The organism is Methylophaga sp., from assembly GCF_009711715.1.
In the GTDB taxonomy this organism is placed as follows: Bacteria; Pseudomonadota; Gammaproteobacteria; order Nitrosococcales; family Methylophagaceae; genus Methylophaga.
Window position 1 is genome coordinate 1 of sequence record NZ_VENF01000002.1, and the last position, 20,444, is coordinate 20,444.

At 47.2% G+C, this 20,444-nt stretch carries 17 protein-coding genes and 2 pseudogenes; 17 read left to right on the top strand and 2 right to left on the bottom strand.

Annotation, left to right across the window (positions count from 1 at the left end; translation table 11 throughout):
- From FH755_RS01225 to FH755_RS01240, 4 genes are all read left to right on the top strand, one after another.
- Positions 1–389, top strand: a 389-nt coding sequence (locus FH755_RS01225; protein ID WP_292437889.1) for a TolC family protein, incomplete at its 5' end; no start/stop codon positions are given.
- Positions 390–409: 20 nt separating this feature from the next.
- On the top strand, positions 410–1,543 hold the full coding sequence (locus FH755_RS01230; protein WP_292437891.1) for an efflux RND transporter periplasmic adaptor subunit: 1,134 nt from the start codon (positions 410–412) through the stop codon (positions 1,541–1,543).
- A 13-nt stretch (positions 1,544–1,556) separates the two neighbouring features.
- A complete protein-coding gene (locus tag FH755_RS01235) occupies positions 1,557–4,670 on the top strand; it encodes a CusA/CzcA family heavy metal efflux RND transporter (RefSeq protein WP_292437893.1) in 3,114 nt (1,037 codons plus the stop codon).
- Positions 4,671–4,767: 97 nt separating this feature from the next.
- A complete protein-coding gene (locus tag FH755_RS01240; protein WP_292437895.1) occupies positions 4,768–5,652 on the top strand; it encodes a cation diffusion facilitator family transporter in 885 nt (294 codons plus the stop codon).
- A 17-nt stretch (positions 5,653–5,669) separates the two neighbouring features.
- Here FH755_RS01240 and FH755_RS01245 read toward each other — a convergent pair whose 3' ends face one another.
- Positions 5,670–6,494, bottom strand: a complete 825-nt coding sequence (locus tag FH755_RS01245; protein WP_292437897.1) for a cation transporter — start codon at positions 6,492–6,494, stop codon at positions 5,670–5,672.
- A gap of 515 nt (positions 6,495–7,009) precedes the next feature.
- On the opposite strand from FH755_RS01245, the pseudogene FH755_RS01250 reads away from it, so the two are divergent.
- Positions 7,010–7,255, top strand: a pseudogene (locus FH755_RS01250) (transposase); the annotation flags it as partial.
- A 12-nt stretch (positions 7,256–7,267) separates the two neighbouring features.
- Here the strand turns inward: FH755_RS01250 and FH755_RS01255 are convergent.
- Positions 7,268–8,419, bottom strand: coding sequence for an IS30 family transposase (locus FH755_RS01255; RefSeq protein WP_292437898.1), 1,152 nt, complete (start codon positions 8,417–8,419; stop codon positions 7,268–7,270).
- 67 nt (positions 8,420–8,486) lie between these two features.
- Here FH755_RS01255 and FH755_RS01260 point away from each other — a divergent pair.
- The 12 genes and pseudogenes from FH755_RS01260 to FH755_RS01315 form a co-directional block, all read left to right on the top strand.
- Positions 8,487–9,380 (top strand): annotated as a pseudogene (locus FH755_RS01260) (IS3 family transposase); the annotation flags it as partial.
- A gap of 447 nt (positions 9,381–9,827) precedes the next feature.
- Positions 9,828–10,253 (top strand): MerR family DNA-binding protein, encoded by a 426-nt coding sequence (locus tag FH755_RS01265; protein ID WP_292437899.1) that lies wholly within the window; start codon positions 9,828–9,830, stop codon positions 10,251–10,253.
- Entirely contained in the window at positions 10,253–10,567 is a 315-nt protein-coding gene (locus FH755_RS01270) for a heavy metal-associated domain-containing protein (RefSeq protein WP_292437900.1), read from the top strand. Before FH755_RS01265 ends, FH755_RS01270 begins: the two co-directional genes overlap by 1 nt.
- A 14-nt stretch (positions 10,568–10,581) precedes the next feature.
- Entirely contained in the window at positions 10,582–13,302 is a 2,721-nt protein-coding gene (locus FH755_RS01275) for a copper-translocating P-type ATPase (protein ID WP_292437901.1), read from the top strand.
- A 163-nt stretch (positions 13,303–13,465) separates the two neighbouring features.
- Complete coding sequence (locus FH755_RS01280) at positions 13,466–13,744, top strand: DUF2933 domain-containing protein (protein ID WP_292437902.1); 279 nt, start codon at positions 13,466–13,468, stop codon at positions 13,742–13,744.
- 35 nt (positions 13,745–13,779) lie between these two features.
- Positions 13,780–14,406 (top strand): isoprenylcysteine carboxylmethyltransferase family protein, encoded by a 627-nt coding sequence (locus FH755_RS01285; RefSeq protein ID WP_007146155.1) that lies wholly within the window; start codon positions 13,780–13,782, stop codon positions 14,404–14,406.
- Between the two features lie 54 nt (positions 14,407–14,460).
- Positions 14,461–14,820 (top strand): hypothetical protein, encoded by a 360-nt coding sequence (locus FH755_RS01290; RefSeq protein WP_292437903.1) that lies wholly within the window; start codon positions 14,461–14,463, stop codon positions 14,818–14,820.
- 117 nt (positions 14,821–14,937) lie between these two features.
- The gene (locus tag FH755_RS01295; protein ID WP_292437904.1) at positions 14,938–16,446 is read left to right on the top strand and encodes a thymidine phosphorylase family protein; all 1,509 of its coding nucleotides are present in this window, start codon (positions 14,938–14,940) and stop codon (positions 16,444–16,446) included.
- A 16-nt stretch (positions 16,447–16,462) separates the two neighbouring features.
- The gene (locus FH755_RS01300) at positions 16,463–17,422 is read left to right on the top strand and encodes a ribose-phosphate diphosphokinase (protein ID WP_292437905.1); all 960 of its coding nucleotides are present in this window, start codon (positions 16,463–16,465) and stop codon (positions 17,420–17,422) included.
- The gene (locus tag FH755_RS01305) at positions 17,419–18,774 is read left to right on the top strand and encodes an MBL fold metallo-hydrolase (RefSeq protein ID WP_292437906.1); all 1,356 of its coding nucleotides are present in this window, start codon (positions 17,419–17,421) and stop codon (positions 18,772–18,774) included. The genes FH755_RS01300 and FH755_RS01305 overlap by 4 nt, the downstream gene beginning before the upstream one ends.
- 43 nt (positions 18,775–18,817) lie before the next feature.
- Entirely contained in the window at positions 18,818–19,276 is a 459-nt protein-coding gene (locus tag FH755_RS01310; RefSeq protein WP_292437908.1) for an ATPase, read from the top strand.
- Positions 19,277–19,314: 38 nt separating this feature from the next.
- Complete coding sequence (locus FH755_RS01315; protein ID WP_292437914.1) at positions 19,315–20,418, top strand: phospholipase D-like domain-containing protein; 1,104 nt, start codon at positions 19,315–19,317, stop codon at positions 20,416–20,418.
- The last annotated feature ends 26 nt before the right edge of the window (positions 20,419–20,444 follow it).

Sequence of the window (20,444 nt, forward strand, 5' to 3'; positions counted from 1 at the left end):
TTGCGGGCATTTCTATGCCGCTGTTCAGCGAGGAGCGGGCTCAGGGCAGAATAGAAGCAGCACTGGCCGCCAGAAATGAAGTGACCTATCGCCGTCAGGACGTGTTGCTGCAACTTCATACGCAATTATATCGCGCCTATTCAGGTCGTAGTCAGGCCATCACCAGCATTCAGAAGCTGCAACAACAAATTATCCCCAAACTTAACACCAGCCTGGAGCAGACACGCGTGGGTTATCAGCGTGGACTCTATAGTTATCTGGATTTACTCACTGTCAGACAGGATTTGCTCAACGCCAGACGTGCTGTTATCGAGGCTGCCACAGCAGCGCTCAAATACGAGGCTGAAATTGAGCAACTGACAGCAGAGCCACTGGCTGAAACGGAGTAAACAAAATGTATCAGAAAAAAATGTTTGAAAAACGATGGATTAACTTTTCCTTGAACAGCGGTCTATCAATCCTGTCGGCACTGTTGCTGATAACCGCCGCATCACCTGTTATCGCTCAAAACGAGCATGAACATGCTGATAAGCAAACTGAACAACACGAATCAGAGGCTGACCATAAGCATGATTCAGCGTCTGAGAGTTCTTCGCACAAAGAAGAGAAGTCGCACAGTGTCGATCAGCATCAGCATGACGAACAAACGCATAATTCAACTGAATCTCACAGTGAGCATGCTTCACCTGCGACCGCTAATGAGGATGAGCACGGGCATGGGCATGAAAGTGAAGAGGAAAATCACGTTGAAATCGATGATGAGATGGCCCGTCAACAAGGCCTCGCTACCGCGAAAGCCCTGGCCGGAGAGGTATCACTGACGACCAAGCTCTATGGCAGGATTGTACTTTCACCTGATCAGGTGAGTCAGGTCAGAGCCCGTTTTCCTGGCCGAATTACCCGCGTTAATGTGAACTTTGGTGATGAGGTTAAAAAAGGGCAGTTACTGGCGAGTGTGGAATCCAATAACAGTTTGCAGAGCTACAACCTGCGTGCTCCCATCTCAGGCACGATTACAGCAAAAGAAGCCAGCACAGGCGAAATCGCCACTGATCAAGTCCTGTTCATCATTACCGATACCAATTCACTGTGGGCAGAGCTTAAAGTGTTCCCTGAGCAGGCTGCTGCAATAAAAGCCGGGCAAAAAGTTCACCTGTTGAATGGTGAACGAAAGTTTGAGTCCAGTATCAAGCAACTGCTGCCAAGTAATCAGGCCCAGCCATACAGAATTGCCCGTGTTCCCATTAAAAACGCAGAAGCAACCCTGTTTCCGGGCTTATTAGTGGAAGCACAAGTCATTATCCAGCAAGAAACCGTGGACATCAGAATTCCCAACAGTGCCATTCAACGCTATGAAGGCTCACAAGTTGCCTTTCTCAAAACGGATGGAAAATATCAGGTTAAACCACTGAAATTGGGTATTTCCGATGGCAGATACAGCGAAGTGTTATCCGGACTCCGGCAAGGCGATGAAATCGTCGTAGAGAACAGCTACCTCATTAAGGCTGATCTGGAAAAAGAAGGCGCGGCACACGCCCACTAATACGGAGTTCTGCATGATAAATAAAATTCTATCGTTCTCAATTGAGAGACGGGGCCTGATGTTGTCCCTGATATTCCTCATTATCGGTCTGGGTGTATGGAGTTACCAGAAATTGCCGATTGATGCGGTTCCTGACATCACCAATGTACAAGTACAAATCAATACCAAAGCACCCGGCTATTCGCCACTGGAGGCAGAACAGCGCATCACTTACCCGGTCGAAAGAGCCATTGCCGGTCTGCCAAATCTTGATTACACCCGCTCCATCTCCCGCTATGGGCTATCACAAGTCACTGTGATATTTGAGGAAGGAACGGATCTCTATTTCGCGCGTAATCTTATCAATAATCGCCTTGCGGTCATCAAAGGCTCATTGCCTGAAGGGCTTGAACCTGAAATGGGGCCTATTGCGACAGGACTGGGCGAGATTCTGATGTACACGGTGACAGCCGAACCGGGGGCCAGACAGGATGACGGCACACCTTATGATGCCACCGATTTACGCGTGATTCAGGACTGGGTAATCAAGCCACGACTTGAGCGTGTTAAAGGTATCACTGAGGTGAATACCAATGGCGGCTATGACAAGCAATATCATGTTCAGCCCGATCCCACGAAGTTATTAAATTTTGGTGTCAGCCTCAGTGAACTGAAACAGGCCTTAATGCGTAATAACGATAATCGGGGGGCCGGTTATATTGAACGCTTTGGCGAACAAATTCTGGTTCGATCACCGGCACAGCTCAAGACTATCGAAGATATTCGCCATGTCGTGGTGAAAAATATTAATGATCGGCCAGTATTAGTCAAAGACGTTGCCGAGGTCGTCATTGGAAAGCCGCTTCGTAGCGGTGCTGGCACGCGTGATGGTAAAGAAACCGTTGTAGGCACGGTGATGATGCTGGTCGGTGAAAACTCACGTGAGGTTTCTGAGAGAGTCGCAAAGGAACTTAAATCGATTCAATCCTCACTGCCGGAAGGTGTCATCGCTGAAGCGGTCTATAACCGCACAACACTAGTCGACAAGGCTATCAAGACGGTGCAGAAAAACCTGCTGGAAGGGGCTCTGCTGGTCATCGTTGTGTTGTTTTTGCTGTTGGGGAACATCCGGGCCGCGTTAATTACTGCGGCCGTCATACCGCTGGCCATGATGGCAACATTTACCGGCATGGTCCAAGCGGGTATTTCTGCCAACCTGATGAGCCTGGGGGCGCTCGACTTTGGTTTGATTGTCGATGGCGCTGTGATTATCGTTGAAAACGCGATCCGCAGGCTATCTATCGCACAAAGACAGGCTGGGGGAATATTACCCTTAAAAGAACGTTTACAAGTTGTTTTTGAAGCCACTAACGAAGTAATTCGGCCTAGTCTGTTCGGTGTGACCATCATTACCGTCGTATACATTCCCTTGTTTTCCCTCACTGGTGTTGAAGGGAAGATGTTTGAACCGATGGCTGCAACAGTCATTATTGCCCTAGTTTCTGCCATGATCTTCACACTCACCATCGTGCCGGCTGCCGTGGCGACGTTCATGGGAGGCCGGGTCAAGGAAAAAGAGAGTCTGCTTATCAGTGGTGCAAAATGGCTTTATCGTCCCGTCTTGCTGCTCAGTCTGAAGTTGCGCTGGGTCGTTCTCCTTGTTGCCGCCATTATCGTTGCAGTATCAATCAATGTGGCCAGCAAAATGGGTTCTGAGTTTATCCCGCAACTTAACGAAGGGGATATTGCACTGCATGCGCTTCGCAGTATCGGCACCAGTCTTGAGCAATCCATTAAGATGCAAGAACTGCTCGAGCAACGGTTAAAGGAATTCCCGCAAGTTGATAAAGTCTTTGCCAAATTGGGGACACCGGAAGTTGCCACGGATCCTATGCCGCCGAATGTGGCCGATACTTTCCTGATCCTTAAACCAAGAAGTGAATGGCCGCAGCCGGACCTGCCCAAGCGTGAACTTATCGCTCAAATTGAAGCTGCAGTGAAACAACTGCCGGGCAATAATTATGAGTTTACCCAACCTATCGAAATGCGCTTTAACGAGCTGATTTCAGGGGTTCGCGCCGATGTGGGTATTAAGGTGTTCGGCGACGATTTGGACTTGATTAAGCAAAATGCAGAAGCCGTTCTGGCCGTGATTCAGGAGATACCGGGTAGTGCAGATGCGCGTCTTGAACAAGTGGATGATATGCCCATGCTGACGGTCGAGCCCAAGCGCATGGCAATGTCACGATATGGTCTCGATGTGGATGATTTGCAGGATATGATCTCTACTGCGGTGGGCGGCGGTATGGCCGGTCTCATTTATGATGGCGATCGACGTTTCAAGCTTATGGTGCGTCTACCGGAAAAAATCAGAGAAGATATTGAGGCGCTTTCAGTGCTTCCAGTCAGCCTGCCGGATGGCGATTATGTCCCTCTCTCTGAAGTGGCCACGGTCGAACTGATCCAGGCTCCCAGTCAGATTTCCAGGGAAAATGCCAAACGACGAGTGGTTGTCACCAGTAATGTCAGAGGACGCGATCTCGGGTCATTTGTCCAGGAAGCGCAGCAACGCATTGCAGAGCAAGTTGAGCTGCCCCCGGGATACTGGGTTGAATACGGCGGCACCTATGAACAACTGCAGTCAGCCAGTCAAAGACTGTCCATCGTCGTACCTGTAACGCTACTGATTATCATGGGCTTACTAGTGACCGTGTTGGGCTCGTTCCGTGATGCAGCCATTATTTTTACCGGTGTGCCACTGGCGCTAACGGGGGGCGTAATGGCGCTTCTGCTCAGAGATATGCCGCTCTCCATTTCAGCCGGTGTCGGATTTATCGCCTTGTCTGGGATTGCAGTGCTCAATGGCCTGGTGATGCTGGCATTTATCCGCGACTACTGGCATAGCCACGGAGACTTGCATAAAGCGATTGTCGAGGGCGCGATGACGCGGTTGCGGCCCGTACTGATGACCGCTTTAGTGGCAAGTCTGGGTTTTGTTCCTATGGCACTCAATACCGGTACCGGCGCTGAAGTGCAAAGACCGCTGGCGACAGTCGTGATTGGGGGCATTATTTCCTCAACGTTATTGACGCTGGTTGTGTTACCGGCACTTTATAAGTTGATTCATAGTAGAGATAAAAAAACCTAGCCGGCGATGCTGAGTCCGTTGCTGGTCATGATATGACAGCAGCGGCGTATTTCAGCACAAGAAGTCGCTGTGTTGTTGAGAACATTGGAGCGTTTTTATGCATAATCACAATAGTCAGGATGAGACAAATTCACGACGTATTGGCCTGGTGTTTTTGCTGAATTTTGGCTTCACCATCATTGAGTTTATCGGTGGCCTGCTGACCAACAGTACCGCGATTATGGCCGATGCGGTACATGATCTGGGTGATAGTCTTTCTATTGGTAGTGCCTGGCTGTTATCACGCTGGGGGCAGAAAACAGCTAATAATGAGTTCACCTACGGTTACCGCCGCTTAACCTTATTTGGTGCCTTTTTAAACAGTATTGTGCTTATTGCCGGTTCCATTTGGGTGCTCACTCAGGCCATACCCCGTCTTTCTGATCCAGTGATGCCAGTCACTGAAGGTATGCTCGCCTTAGCCATATTGGGTGTGACCATTAATGGGTTTGCGGCTTATCGTATTAGCAAAGGCAGTACGATGAATGAAAAAGTGCTGAACTGGCATTTACTGGAAGACGTGCTGGGGTGGGTTGCTGTGCTGGTTGTGTCGGTGATTCTGCAATTCGTGGACTGGCCCATACTTGATCCATTGCTATCAGTTGGGTTTACCTTGTTTATCTTGATCAATGTGATTCGCAACCTCTGGGCGACCGGCAAGATTTTTCTGCAGGCAGTACCCGACAAAACCCTGCATGATGAAATCCGACACAAACTCTTAAACATCGATGGTATCAGTGACATTCATCATCAACACCTTTGGTCACTCGATGGTGAACGGCATGTCCTGACGGCTCATCTCGTGATTGAAGGCAGCCTTGAAAACGGACGATACAACAGCGTCAAAGATTCCGTGGCCGAGACCTTAAAACCATTCAGCCTCGCTCATACCACCATCGAGATTGAATTGAAGCAAGAATACTGCCGTGATGAATCCGCTTAGTAATTGACGTTGAGGGACTAGTGACGCAGTTGTAATATGCGTCGGGCCCCATTCATCACAATGAGTGCTATCACCAAACCAATGATCAGGTCGGGGTAATGTGAACCTGTCCATGAAACCAATAAACCTGCCAAGATAACGCCAGCATTGGCTATGACGTCATTAGCGGAGAAAATCCAGCTGGCTTTCATATGAGCGCCGGCATGGCGTTTCTTCGCAATAAGCAGTAAGCAGGTCACATTAGCAGCGAGAGCGATTAGGCCCATCATGATCATAATGTTGGATAATGGTTCACTGCCATAGAGGAATCTTCGCAAGACTTCAGCCAGGACACCAACGGCAAGTATCAACTGCAACCAGCCGGAAAAGTGCGCAGCACGCAGTTTCTTATTAGCGCTATATCCAACTGCATAGAGGGAGACGCCATAAACTGCGGCGTCAGCAAACATATCAAGAGAATCGGCAATCAAGCCGGTCGATTCTGCCCACCATCCTACAAATAATTCAGTCACAAATAAGGTGGCATTGATTGCCAGTAACCATTTCAGAATTCCAGCTTCTTGTTGTGATGCTTTAGCGTCTTCATCTAATGCGCTGGCAAGATCCTTATCTGCCACGGGCACAGTTTTTTCAAGCGTGGCATCCAGCCCCAATGATTGCATCTGCGACTCAATCGTTGTCGCATTATCTCCATGGAATATGCGTACTTTGCGATTAGGCGTGTCAAATTCAAGTACAACGCTGGGTTCAATCCCGTCTAATGCCATGCGGATCATCCCCTCTTCAGAAGGGCAGTCCATTTTCGAAACTCTGTATTCACTGACATAAGTATGTTTAGGCATGAGGAAGCATACTTTCTTGATTCAAAAATATAAACTTAAATTCTATAGTAATCATAAAGTCAATTGACTAACCGATAGAAAGCTTTGACTTGTCAAAAGTACAGGCCGTATCCACCACATACGCATGCATATGAGCCAACAGGAGTAGCATGCTCATGAGACGACTATAGCTTTGTCATACATGGTTAATACCATAACCGTTAAGACAGCTATTGGAAATGAAGTCCTGACTTTGAAACCATAAGATATATGGTGTAATTGAATATTTTTTTAGATTAATTCTTCAAGCTATGACTAATAAAGATGAGAGCAGGAAAGAGCGGCTCCAGAATGATGCAGAATTCAAAAAAATGTATCAACACTAACATCTGCATCAGTTAAGCAGGCCTCTGATAAACTATTCTCAGTAACATCAGAGGAATTAGCTGAGGCATATAAGTCCGACGATTACTTGAATAGCCACCAATTTGCTAGACGCCTTTCAGCCATTCAAAATGGCAATCAGAGAGGTGCAAATGAGCAACAAACGTTATCCCGAAGAATTTAAAATCGAAGCCGTTCGTCAGATCACAGATCGCGGCTACTCAGTAGCTGATGTCTCGCGTCGACTTGGCGTCACGACACACAGCCTTTACGCCTGGATCAGGAAGTACGGTCCTGAAGCACCGCATTTTCAGCAAAAAGCGGATGCCGATGCTGAAATAAAGCGCCTCCAAAAAGAACTGAAACGCGTTACCGAAGAGCGAGACATCCTAAAAAAAGCCGCTGTAGATTCAACCTGTCAACGCAACACGTTTTTCAATTACCTGTTTTGGTGTATCAAATTTAAGTGTTTTCCTCGGGCGGTTATTTAGTTGCTCAGCCACTGCATTCAGTGTCTGTTGTGAATGCTGGGCCAAGGACGTCTTTTTAGGGAAGTATTGGCGAATAAGGCCGTTTGTATTTTCATTCGTCCCTCGTTGCCAAGGACTCTGGGGATCGCAGAAATACACTGCCACGCCTGTATTTGTCGTAAGTTCAGTATGTTTAGCTAACTCCATCCCTCGATCCCAGGTCAGTGACTTTCTAAGCTCGACAGGAATTTCTTTGAACTTCTCTATCAGTGCATGGTTCACCGACGTGGCATCTTTGCCTTTTAATTTAACGAGGATGGTATAGCGGGACTTTCTGTCAACTAAGGTCGCAATATGTGTGTTGTTGCTACCAGATACTAAGTCTCCTTCCCAGTGACCGACAGAGCGACGGTTATCGATATGTCTGGACCGCTCATGAATAGAGACACCGTTGACGATATTGATGGTGCCTCGCTCTCCCTTACGAGAGTGCCGCTTCCCATGTCGAAGGCTATGAGAGCGGCGAAGATGCTTAACTAACTGATGGTGTAATGCCGCCCTAGTGCGGAAATATAATGTCTTGTAGATCGTCTCTGCCGAGATTTGCATTGTTTTTTGACGAGTCATAGTCTTTTTCAGCCACCCCGAGATTTGCTCAGGTGACCATTTTAGTTCCAGTTTTTCCAGAACCAGTTGCCTTAACTCCTGGTTCTGCTCAAGCAGACAAGGCTTTGGCCTCCTTGCCATTCTGCTGGCTCGGTTGTTGGCGTCTACGGCTTTATAGTAGCGTCTGCCACGATTGCGTTGGATTTCTCTTGAAATGGTAGAGGGTGAACGGCCCAAGAACAGGGCTATCTCTCGAATACTTTTCTTCGCTGATAACCCCGCCCTTATTTCCTCTCGTTCTGCCAATGTCAGGTGCAGCGAAGCTCTTTTTCGGTGTGGTGGCTTGATACCTCCGGTGTCTCTTAAAATGGTGAAAATAGTACCTGGTTTCGAATCCAGAATTTTAGCTATTTCACTAAAGCCTATGCCTCTCTTCCATGAGTCAAAAACAAATTCTTTTTCTTGTGTCGTAAACATTCGTTTCATCCAAAAGATCTCCAATAACCGATGTTTTACCATGGTTGTTGCATTGATCCATTGAATCTACAGCGGCGTACTTCGCCAGTCACCCCGAGTGAGGTACGCCTTTATCAAACGATTCCAGCGTATTTGGCCGGTCAGGAAATTGTGTCGGTTGCTGGATGTTCACCCCAGTGGTTTTTATTCCTGGCTCAAAACACCCAAATCAAGCCGTGCTATAGCCGACCAGCGTCTATCAGGGCTTATCAAACAGTTTTGGTTAGAGTCCGGCGCGGTCTATGGCTATCGAAAGATTTACAGCGACCTACGCGAATATGGTGAGCAGTGTGGCCCGAACCGTGTGCTGCGTCTGATGAAGCAGGCCGGTATCAAAGCGCAGGTTGGGTACAGAAAGCCTCGCTCATCAAAAGGAAAGCCGCATATCGTCACGCCAAACAGGCTGAAACGTCAGTTCAGTCCTGCCACGCCCAATGAAGCCTGGGTGACGGACATTACGCATATTCGAACTCACGAAGGCTGGCTCTACCTGGCGGTCGTTGTTGATTTGTATTCCCGAAGAGTAGTCGGCTGGTCGATGCAATCCCGCATCACTAAGGAGTTGGTGCTGAATGCCTTGCTTATGGCTGTCTGGCGCCGAAACCCGGTCACTCCTGTCACTGTGCATTCCGATCAGGGAAGCCAATACACCAGCCATGACTGGAGCGCATTTTTAAAGGCACATGGCCTGGAAGGCAGTATGAGTCGGCGTGGTAACTGTCATGACAATGCGGTTGCAGAAAGCTTTTTTCAGTTGCTCAAGCGTGAGCGAATTAAACGAAAAATCTATTCAACCAGACAGGAAGCGAGAAACGACATCTTCGATTACATCGAGATGTTCTACAACTCAAAACGACGACATAGTTTCAATAATCAGTTGTCGCCTGTAGAGTTTGAAAATCGATTTCATAAACGGCTGATCAGTGTCTAAAGAATTGGTGGCTATTCATTAATCCTTAAACCGATGCTTCTATTTGCCAGAGGGCACAAATAAGTGAAGGTAAAAATACTAGTAGAAAACCTCCTCTGATTCATTACATTTTTGTCATATTCGATGTAATCAATTACAAGTTCATTACATTTGTTCCATATCGAAATAGCCCGTCCTATTATTTCTCTTAAGGCCTGTCTTTACGCATAAAAAAATAACTTTGGGGGCATCGTTCGCACATAGATTTATCCCTCTTCACGGGCGATGAGCAAAAGTTTTTCATATTCTTAACGGCGTTCGATATTCGCCTAACGAGCAGTTCATGACTAATCATCGCGCTATTGACCTATGTCAAGGACACAGGTTTAAGCTTGAACTAAGCTGTTAGTCAAACCAAAGTTTCAAAACGAAGCTTTGATGTTAAAAGTCTGGCAATAGGAGTAGGGCATGCTTGTTAATGAAGTGGCGAAAACATTAAACATAGGTCCTGATACTGTCCGGTTTTACACACGTATGAAATTGCTACAGCCTCAAAAGAATCAATTTAACGGCTATAGAGAATATGGCGATAAAGATATTAATCGGTTGAAGTTTGTATTAGCCGCAAGACAGCTTGGTTTCTCGGTTGATGATATTCAGCAGATCCTGGCCGACGCCGACAAGAAGAGGTCCCCTTGTCCCGAGGTAAGGCGTCTACTGGCTAAGCGACTGCAGGAAACAGAGCTACGTTTCAGGGAAATGCAGCAATTAAGGAAAAGGATGAAACAAGCGCTCGCTCAATGGAAACAAATGCCCGATATGGAGCCTACAGGTCAAATGATTTGCCATTTGATAGAAGAATTTACTGTCCCATTTGCGACGGAGGAAAAGTAATGAAAATACATTCAACACATCAAAGTGAAACAGCTAAGCAAGGTTGCTGCTGTACAAACAATTCCACCGTCGTAACGAAAGTAGGCATTGAGCAATTAGTCAGTGAGTTACCAGTCAAACAATTAAAAGTTGAAGGTGCTAACTGTGGTGGCTGTGTACAGAGCATTGAAAAAGCCCTTCAATCTCTGAACGGTGTAAGCAATGCCAGCATGGATCTGGCCAGTGGTGTCGTATCAGTGGGCGGAACAGTCCAGACAGATGAACTAATTGCCACCCTGGAAAAAGCAGGATACCCAGCGACTGTTTTGGACTAACTCGGGATTTACACATGAACACAAAGAATACAGAAGCCTCAGACAAGCCCGGCCAACATAGTGCTGAAAAAAATACAGCCTATGTTTGTCCGATGCACCCGGAAGTAAGGTCCGAACAGCCGGGCGATTGCCCGAAATGTGGTATGCACCTGGTGCCAGAAACTGAGCTCAAATCTCATCATGAGCATCCACAGCACACGGGCTCAGAAACCTCTGGCAATGAACCTGATTGTTGTGGGGGGCATAAAACTATGTCCCAAATGCATCATCAACATGACACAGCTGTCAAAAGTAAAACTGCTGTGGAGAGTGAAAATGATGGTGTTCCCCAAGGCGGGGAAGGCCCTGTCTATACGTGTCCGATGCACCCGGAAGTAAGATCTGAACAGCCGGGAGATTGCCCGAAATGTGGTATGCACCTGGTGCCAGAAACTGAGCTCAAATCTCATCATGAGCATGCACAACACACGGACTCAGAAACCTTTGGTAATGAATCTAATTGTTGTGGAGGGCATAAGACTATGTCCCAAATGCATCATCAACATGACACAGCAACCAAAAGTAAAAGTGCTGTTCAGGGTGAATACGATAATGTTCCTCAAGGCTGGAAAGGTCCTGTATATACCTGCCCGATGCATGCAGAAGTTCGCCGCACAGAGCCGGGCTCATGTCCAATATGCGGTATGGGTCTGGAGCTGGAATCTGCTGCAATGGCGGTGGATGAACCTAATCCCGAGCTTGTCGATTTTACCCGGCGTTTCTGGGTCGGCGCAGCGCTAACCATTCCACTCCTTATCCTCACAATGAGTCCATACATTGGATTTAGTCAGATTCGTGAGCTTTTGGGAGAAAGCTTATCTCTGTGGTTTGAGGTGTTGCTAGCAACCCCGGTTATCCTCTGGTCCGGCTGGCCTTTTTTCGTACGTGGCTGGAATTCGTTCCGCACTATGAATCTGAACATGTTCTCACTGATAGGCATGGGTGTGTCAACGGCTTATCTATACTCAATGGTTGCCATGATTGCCCCGGATATATTTCCATCTGGCTTTCGGGATCCAGAAACAGGACATGTGGGCGTCTATTTTGAGGCAGCAGCTGTCATCATCACATTAGTACTGCTTGGACAGGTGATGGAACTGCGTGCTCGAGAGGGTACCGGTAAGGCCATTCGAGCACTTCTGGATTTGGCTGCCAAGACCGCACGCGTTATTCGAAAAGATGGTGAGGAAGAGGAAATACCATTAGAAGACGTTCACGTGGGTGATCGGATCAGAGTTAGACCTGGCGATAAAGTGCCTGTAGACGGGGTTGTGGTCGAAGGTCGTTCCTCAGTCGATGAAAGCATGATCTCTGGTGAACCTGTCCCTGTTGAGAAGACTGAGGGTGAGAAGTTAACCGGGGCAACCATTAATGGGACAGGTAGTTTGATAATGGAAGCGACGCGAGTTGGCTCTGACACGATGCTCGCCCAAATTGTGGAAATGGTTGCTGCGGCGCAACGATCACGTGCACCGATACAAAAATGGGCTGACATGGTTGCCGGCAAGTTCGTGCCAGCTGTAATAGGCATTGCAATCATCTCTTTCATTGCCTGGTCAATCTTGGGACCAGCCCCCGCCTTATCCTATGCACTGGTATCAGCAGTGGCGGTCTTGATTATTGCCTGTCCCTGTGCGCTGGGTCTGGCTACTCCAATGTCGATCATGACTGCAACGGGGCGTGGTGCACAGGCAGGTGTATTGATAAAAAATGCTGAGGCATTAGAACGCTTCGAAAAGGTCGATACGCTGATAGTCGATAAGACAGGCACGCTGACAGAGGGTAAACCAAAACTTGTTGCCGTACTACCCGAAGCAGGCCATGACGAGGCAGAGGTGCTTCGACTTGCCGCCTCGCTTGAGCGCGGCTCAGAACACCCACTGGCTGAAGCTATCGTCAGAGGTGCTGAGGAACGAAAAGTAGCGCTAACAGACGCAACAGACTTTGAAGCTGTCACAGGCAAGGGCGTCAAAGGTGTTGTGGACGGTAACGCCGTGGCACTTGGTAACCTCGCGCTGATGACTGATTTGGGGCTGCAAAGTGATGAACTCACCAGCAAAGCCAATAAACGCCGTGACCAGGGTGAAACAGTGATGTTTATTGTTCTTGAAGGTCAGCTCGCCGGCTTGGTAAGCGTCGCTGATCCGGTCAAAGCAACGACACCAGCTGCGCTAAAAACACTTCACCAACTCGGTCTGAAAATCATCATGGCGACGGGGGACAATGAACGCACAGCCAGGGCAGTCGCCGCACGACTGGGTATTGACGAAATTCGAGCTGATGTTCTGCCAGCAGATAAGGCTCGTATCATCGAGGAGCTACAGCAACAGGGTCGCAAAGTGGCTATGGCGGGAGATGGTGTTAACGATGCACCAGCACTGGCCCAGGCCGATGTAGGCATTGCGATGGGTACTGGGGCCGATGTTGCCATTGAAAGTGCAGGATTCACTCTAGTCAAAGGTGACTTGGACGGGATAGTCCGTGCACGACGACTTGCCCACGCCACCATGAAAAATATTCGGCAAAACCTGTTTTTTGCTTTGATCTACAACTCTGCCGGTGTACCGATTGCCGCAGGGATTCTGTATCCATTCCTGGGGATTCTGATTGGACCAATTTTTGCCGCTTTTGCCATGAGCGCTTCCTCCTTGTCAGTGGTACTTAATGCGCTGAGACTCCGGCGGGCAAAAATATGAAAAATCTAGACCTCAATGGGCAAAACAACAGTGAGGGCCTGGATATGAGTATTCACAAATTTGTTGCCATTTTCTATGACGTTTATCCAAGCAATGCGAAACAGGTTCCACTACAACATGAAGTAGAAGGTTTACTTCTCACATGACACACCTGAGGTGAATTATGGACACTCAAAGACCATCATTTTGGAAAACCCCTGCCGGTTTCACCGCACTCGTTTTGATTGTTGTTGTGACTTACTTTCTTCTTATGGAACATCGCCAGCATGTCTGGCAGTTCCTGCCTTACTTGATTCTACTGGCTTGCCCTTTTTTACATCTCTTTATGCATGGCAGTCATGGGGGACATGGTGGTCATCAGCATGGAGGAGGCGAGTCTGAACAGGATGCCTATCAACGCGGACTGGAGGATGGCCGAAAAGAGCGTGAACATGATCATTAAAGGTCAGGATGAGAGAACATTACTGGAGAAAAAATATGCATGGTGAATCAGCATACGGCCTGTGGACGTTGGTTTTAATAAATTCAGCAATATTTATATTTTTTGCCTTTAGTTTTACTAAGCCAAAGACCAAAACAGACTGGCGTAGTCTGGGGGCGTTTTCAGCATTCATTATTGCACTATTCACCGAAATGTATGGGTTCCCACTAACCATCTATTTTTTGTCAGGCTGGTTGGCGGAAAAGTATCCCGGTGTAGATTTCATGTCACACGAAAATGGACATTTATTGCATACGCTACTGGGTTTTGAAGGTAACCCGCATTTTGATCCACTGCATATTGCAAGCAACGTCGTCATTATTCTTGGTTTCTTTTTACTGGCTTCTGCCTGGAGCGTATTACACCACGCCCAACAAAACAGACAACTGGCAACAACCGGCTGGTACGCAAGAATGCGTCATCCACAATACATCGCTTTTATCATGATTATGTTTGGCTTTTTGTTGCAATGGCCAACAATCCCGACGCTGGTCATGTTCCCAATTCTGGTTATTGTCTATGTCCGCTTAGCCAAACGAGAAGAGCGAATGGCACTTGATGAATTTGGCGATGAATACCGAAGCTACATGGCGAAGACACCCGGATGGTTTCCAAAATTCTAATCACGGATGAACAGGCAACAACCCCGCGTCTTATTTAACACTGGAGACGAGAAGATGACTAAGCACAGGCTGGGTATTAATCCCGGTTTTTTGACAAAACATAAGCTGGGGCTAGTTGGGCTTGAACAAACCAATAGCAGTGAGATGATTGCTGAGATCGATTCATTACCATGGGTTGACGATGTCAGGCTAAATACCAATAAGCAAACGCTTAACATTGCTTACGAGGCATCTCTCCACAACATCGATGAATTGCTTGTAATTGTTGAAAAACACGGTGCGTCAATTAAAGACAGTTGGTGGAGCCAGACAAAACTTGGCTGGCAACGACAAACCGACGAAAACATAAAAAACAATGCCAAACATGAGCCCCACTGCTGTAATAAAGCACCTTCAGGTAACAAACTCAGGTAAACAGAATTGTTTTCCCAGTGCTGAGATATAGAGAGATGAGAATCTTTTTTGCATGCGTTCCAGCAGGCTCACTTAATCACTATCGGCATACTGAATTAAGGAATTAAAAATTTAGCCATGACCACATCACACCTACTGACTATTGTTGATATGGGCATAGATACCCACCAGGAGCCGGTGGTATACATGCGAAGTGATTGCCATATCTGTCGTTCAGAAGGCTTCACCGCCAACAGCCGGGTCACGCTCCGTTTTAATGAAAACAGCGTCATTGCAACCTTGAATGTGGTTGATGGACAACTTTTGCCGTCAGGCACAGCAGGCTTATCCAGAATCGCCATGCACCGTCTGAGTGCTATTGAGGGGCAGAAGCTCATGGTCAGTCATGCCCCCATCGTTACCTCATTGAGTCATGTACGAAAAAAAGTATTTGGCAACAAGCTCAGTGACGATGAAATTGCTGACATTATCAAAGACATCAGTGCGCACCGCTATTCTGATATAGAAATTGCCAGTTTTCTCAGTGTTTGTGCAGGAAGTCGCCTGGACGTTGATGAGATAATTGGCCTGACCCAGGCCATGGTTGAATGCGGTAAGCGCCTATCCTGGTCTGGTCAAAACATGATTCTCGATAAACACTGCATTGGGGGCCTGCCAGGTAACCGTACTACACCGCTGGTTGTTTCAATTGTCAGTGCGGCAGGGCTGGTCATTCCCAAAACATCATCAAGGGCGATCACTTCACCAGCTGGCACTGCAGACACAATGGAGGCGCTGACTACCGTCAACCTTAACCTCAATGATATTCAGCGTGTTGTTGCTGACACTAACGCATGTCTTGCCTGGGGAGGTGCTGTTAACCTTAGCCCAGCAGACGATCTGTTAATTCGTATAGAACGTGCACTTGACCTGGACGGAGAGGGGCAACTTATCGCTTCCGTCCTTTCAAAAAAAATTGCTGCAGGTTCAACCCATGCAGTGGTTGACATTCCAGTTGGTCCCACGGCCAAGGTCCGCTCGGACAAAGAAGCCAACAGACTGGCTTCGCTGTTTACTCAGGTGGGTGCTGCTTGTGGCATCAACATTCGCTGTCTTATTACGGATGGTAGTCAACCTGTTGGTCTGGGGATCGGTCCCGTTGAAGAAGCACGGGACGTACTTTCAGTCCTACAGGGAGGCAATGATGCGCCGCTGGATCTCCGTGAGCGTGCTTTGTTCTTAGCTGCAAACCTGTTTTCTCTGTCATATCAGGAAAGTGTTGAACAAGGTCTCTTGCGAGCCACATCAATATTAGATAGCGGTAAAGCCTGGCAGCAATTTCAGCGCATAGTTCAAGCACAGGGTGGTATCAAACAGCTACCAGATGCCCGTTATCAGCATACGGAGCTCGTTCCAGAAGTCTGTTCAATCACTGAGATAGATAATCGTAAGTTAGCGCGTCTGGCAAAACTAGCTGGTGCGCCAGGCAGTCCCGCTGCCGGGGTGAGGCTGCACGCTAAAGTTGGTGACACCCTCAGTAAAGGGGAACCATTATTTACTTTATTCAGTGACAGTGAGGGAGAACGCGATTACGCACTCGCTTATTACAGTGAGCAGGGCAACCCTTTCACTATCAACTTGACTTAAAAGGCCCAGCGATCACATGGCAGCAGATTCAGTAAATCACATTCCTCCAAGTAAACAGGCAGGCATAGCACAACCCCTTGTATTTGCCCTTGAGCCACATCCATTGCAACTATCACTTGCAGATCTGTTAAATGGGGAGACGGGCGAGTTCGACACAAGACAATTTCCTGATGGCGAATCGTATCTTCGTGTCCTGTCTCCAGTCAATGGACGAAGCTGCCTGGTCATTGCCGATTTATCTCGACCAAACGCTAAGTATTTACCTTTGATCTTTCTGTTAAATACTTTGCGTGAACTTGGTGCTGCCAGTGTCGGCTTGATAGCACCTTACTTGAGCTATATGAGACAGGACCGGCGTTTCATGGAAGGCGAAGCAATAACATCAAAAATATTCGCGCAAGACCTTTCCCATCACATGGATTGGTTGGTCACTGTGGATCCGCATTTGCATCGCTATCATGCGCTGGATGAAATTTATCAGGTTCCTTCAACAGTAGTTCAAGGGGCACCGGCATTAGCTCAGTGGCTAAAAGAAAAAAAAGATTTGTTACTGATAGGACCTGACGCTGAGAGTGAGCAGTGGGTGTCTGAGATCGCTGAGCAAAGCAGTCATCCATTCGTTATTGGTACTAAAAAACGCTATGGAGATCGTAACGTCGAAATCTTTTTGCCTGATATTGACCAATACAGTTCGCATACAGCAGTGATTATTGATGATGTGATTTCCAGTGGGCATACCGTTCTGGAGTGTATCAACACACTTAAATCAAAAGGCATCGCTCATATTCTATGTGCTGCTATACATGGCATTTTTGCTGAAGGTGTCGATATGGATTTGATGTCAGCTGGATTGGAATCACTGGTTACAACTAACACGATTGTTCACCATACCAACGGCATTGATATGGCACCGTTATTGGTTACCGCCGTGGAAGCTTTCTTATCAGAAACGACAATTCAGGGAGGTCAGTCATGAGAGTAACTTTTCTTGGCGGGACGGAGACAGTCACCGGTTCAAAATTTCTTGTGGAAACCGAACATAGCCGCATATTGATCGACTGCGGTCTTTTTCAGGGTTACAAATGGCTGCGGGAACGCAATTGGCAACCACTCGATCTGGAAGTCGATGAACTTGACGCAGTGATTCTCACCCATGCGCATTTGGATCATTCAGGTTATATACCCGTCCTTTTTAAACAGGGTTTCCGTGGACCGGTATTTACCCATCATGCTACCAAGAATCTATGTAGGATTTTGTTGGCTGACAGTGGTCATATTCAGGAAGAAGATGCGAGATATTACAGTAAACACAAATTAGGCAAACATGCCCATCCAGAACCACTTTATGACCGTCATACTGCTGAAAACAGTATTGAACTGTTTCAGTCCATCGACTTTGATGAACCAGTGGAAATAAAAGACTGTCGTTTTCACCTGCAACCGGCCGGACATATTCTCGGTGCGGCAAGCATTATCCTGGAAGCAGAAGGCAAACGAATAGGATTCTCTGGCGATGTGGGCAGGTTTTCAGATGTGTTGATGAAAGCACCTCGACCTTTGCCTGCTCTTGACCATTTATTGTTGGAGTCGACATACGGAAATCGACAACATAGTGGTATCGATCCGTTCAAACAATTGGCGGATGTGGTTAATAATGTGGCCCACCATGGCGGCGTCTTACTCATACCCGCTTTTGCCGTGGGACGAGCGCAAGCTTTACAACACATGCTTGCATCAATGATGGCTGACGAAGTTATTCCTGAAATGCCTATATATCTCGATAGCCCGATGGCGATTAAGGTTTCGGATGTTTTTTGCGAATTCAAAGACCAACACCGTCTTGATAGGGACCAATGTCATCGTATGTGTAACGTTGTCACCTATACCCGATCAGTAGAAGAATCCAAGGCACTGGCAGGGCAAACATATCCTCACATCATCATTGCGGGCAGCGGGATGGCCACTGGCGGACGCATTCTACATCATTTCAAAAGGTTGCTGGGCAACAACAAAACAACAGTATTGTTCACCGGTTATCAAGCAGGCGGAACACGGGGAGCTAAGCTTGTAGATGGTGTCGACGCAGTGAAAATTCATGGCGAGTGGATACCGGTGCGAGCCAGGATTGATTCAATATCAGGTTTGTCTGGGCATGGGGATTACATGGAATTAACCAGATGGTTAAAAGATTCAGATTTAAAGCCAGGTACACAAATCCACTTGGTACATGGTGATAGCGAGGCACTTGAAGCTTTCCGCGTTCATCTGAACGAAAATACCCGGTTTGCAGTGAATGTCGCCGAGAATAAAAGTGTTCTACATCTATGAGCCTTTGTAACCCGACATATTTTTCTATCAGTCAGGAGCTATCATGCAGGTTGAAACCTTAAGAGATGTATTACATTGGACAAGCGACTTTCATCAGCACCTTACAGCTTGTTTAAAGCATTGTGTCGACAGTAATGAAAATGCACGAGCAAAAATGCTCTTGCAATACTTGTCAGAGCATGAAGAAAAGCTTGGCCATGTGATAGAGGAGTTCGAAGCCCGGGGTGATGAGCACGCTTTAAACACCTGGTGTTATGAGTACTTAAACAAAAATCCCATAGTTCAACATCACCATTGTGACGCGCCATTTTCTCAACTATCAACCACTGAAATTATGCATGTCATCATCGATCAGCATAAACAGGTGATAGAACTCTATCGTTACTTGCGTGATCGCACAGATATACCCTCGGCTCAAGAGTTACTCGAGACACTCAAATCTTTTGAGGAGCATGAAATGATGTTAATGGTACAGTCCGCCAACCGTTTAGAAGATATGTAACGTAACTCCCATTACGGCGCTCACATTTGGAAAAGCAGATGGATAGATGCAATTCATGTATCACGCTTCCCGATGATGCCAAGGAAGAGTTTATCGTCTTCGTTGAAGGTGATGAACTGTATGCAAGCATGCTATCTGCCATTTCAAAAGCGCAGCACTCAATACAATTGGAAACATATATCTTTGCCTATGACCAGATAGGAAAAGCTTTTGTGAGTGCACTCGCAGAAAGAGCCAGAAATGGTGTTCAAGTCAGGGTGCTTCTTGATGCCGTGGGTTCATCTCGCTGGTCATCACAGCAACTGATTAAAGCTTTGCGACAAAGCGGTGTGGAACTGCATTGGTTCCATACTTGGAGCTGGCAGCATCCATTACGTTATAACTGCAGGGACCACCGAAAACTGCTGGTTGTGGACAGTAAAGTCGCATTCTTAGGCGGCTTTAATATTCACAAGGAAAATTCAAAAAATTTGTACGGGGATTCTCGCTGGCGAGATACACATATTCGGTTTACAGGTGTAAAAGCGAACGAGGCATCACAGTTGTTCGATCTTTTCTGGTCTGGGCACTTGCGAGAGGTAGTCAGCCAGCCAGCCACTGGCAGCCAGTTGTTACACAATCATACTTTAGCTTGCCGACACCGGCTAAGATGTGAATATGCCTCTGTTTTTGAGCAAGCAAAGCGCACTGTCTATATAACAACACCTTATTTCGTCCCTGATTCTTACACTATTAACGAGATCATTAAAACCTCAAACCGTGGTGTGGATGTGAAGTTACTCGTTCCACGAAAAAGTGACGTCCGTGTTGCATTATGGGCATCCCGAAGTCTCTACGCGCCAATGCTTGCAAGCGGTATAGAGATATACGAATTTTTACCCAGGATACTTCATGCGAAAACGGTGGTTATTGATAAAACCTGGACGATTATTGGCACGGCTAACCTCGACTATCGAAGTTTCTTCATTAATTACGAGCTGAGCATGGTCAGTGCAAACAGGCATTTAAGCGAAACGCTCGAGGAACAATTCTTCCATGACATTAGTGAGGCTGAGATGGTGCCTTCAGGCATATGGTTCAGACGAGATCTGCGTTCCAGACTGGCTGGTGTAGTTGCTTCATGTTTGAAGCGATGGCTGTAAAGCCCTATGTCATTAAACGAGATAAA